The organism is Herbaspirillum sp. B65 (assembly GCF_000333555.1).
GTDB classification, from domain to species: Bacteria; Pseudomonadota; Gammaproteobacteria; order Burkholderiales; family Burkholderiaceae_D; genus Herbaspirillum; species Herbaspirillum rubrisubalbicans.
The window spans coordinates 1-1,182 of record NZ_BADI01000425.1; the positions used below are offsets into that span (position 1 = coordinate 1).

Here is a 1,182-nt window from a genome sequence, read left to right on the forward strand (position 1 = left end):
GGCGGCCANTGGTGACAGAGCGATGGCATCGAGCAGATCAATCAAGCCATCGTGCAGATGGATGAAGTCACCCAGCAGAATGCAGCACTGGTGGAAGAAGCGGCGGCCGCGGCGCAGTCACTGCAGGAGCAGTCGAGCCGGCTGTCGGAAACCGTGAGTATCTTCAAGCTGGGCAGTGGGGACTTCCGTCGCGCTACTGCCGCTGCGGCCACGATGATGCGCCATGCCGTGGATGTTACGCCGCACCCGGCGGGGCTGCCGCGTTAGCACTCAGTCTGGAAATGACGGCTAGTTTTTTTTGCACGGAAGTTATGTCCAAGACGAGTCAAGCCCACATCCGCAATACCAAGACGCCGGCGCCTCCCATGCCCAACCGGCTGGTGCGGCTGTTATCCGAAGCGCGCTGGCTGGCGCTGGTGGCCTTGCTGGCCTACCTGGCCCTGATCCTGCTGAGCTATTCCAAGGCCGACCCCGGCTGGTCGGTGGCCAGCTCGGTGTCACGCGTGGGCAACTGGGGTGGGCGCGTGGGTGCCTGGACCGCTGACCTGATGCTGTACATCTTCGGCCTGTCGGCCTGGTGGTGGTGCGTGCTGGTGGGGCGTTCGGTGTGGACCGGCTATCGCCGCCTGTCCAACCGCTTCCTGGTGGCCCAGCCGGTGGAGCCGGAGCACCAGCAGGAACCGCTGATCCGCGCCGTGGGCTTCGTCTTCATGTTGACCGGCAGCATGGGCATCGAATTCACCCGGATGCACCGTTTCGCCCCCAAGCTGCCGCATTCCTCCGGTGGCGTGCTGGGCGAGATGATCGGCACGGCCATGCAGCCCACCTTCGGCTTTACCGGCTCCACGCTGTTGCTGTTGCTGCTGTTCGGACTGGGTTTTTCGCTGCTGTTCCAGGTGTCGTGGCTGGCCGCGGTGGAGCGCATTGGCGGTCTGATCGAAGATGGCCTGTTTGCGGTGCGCGACTTCTTCGCCGCTCGCGCCGACCGCCGTGCCGGCCAGGAAGCCGCGGTCAAGCGCGAGGAAACCGTGGTGCAGGAACGCGCCAAGATCGTGGAAGCCCCGCCGATCCGCATCGAGCCGCAGATCGTGGAAGTGCAAAAGTCCGACCGCGTGCAGAAAGAAAAGCAGAACAGCCTGTTCGATGACTTGAACAGCGAAACTGCGCCGCTGTCGCTGCTGG

General features: G+C 64.2%; 1 protein-coding gene and 1 pseudogene. Both read left to right on the forward strand.

The genetic code is table 11. The annotated features are described in order from the left end of the window. Positions 1-15: 15 nt before the first annotated feature. Positions 16-267, forward strand: a pseudogene (locus tag I5W_RS10185) (methyl-accepting chemotaxis protein); the annotation flags it as partial. Between the two features lie 44 nt (positions 268-311). After that, on the forward strand, positions 312-1,182 hold an 871-nt coding region (locus tag I5W_RS10190), incomplete at its 3' end, for a DNA translocase FtsK 4TM domain-containing protein (RefSeq protein WP_044529129.1).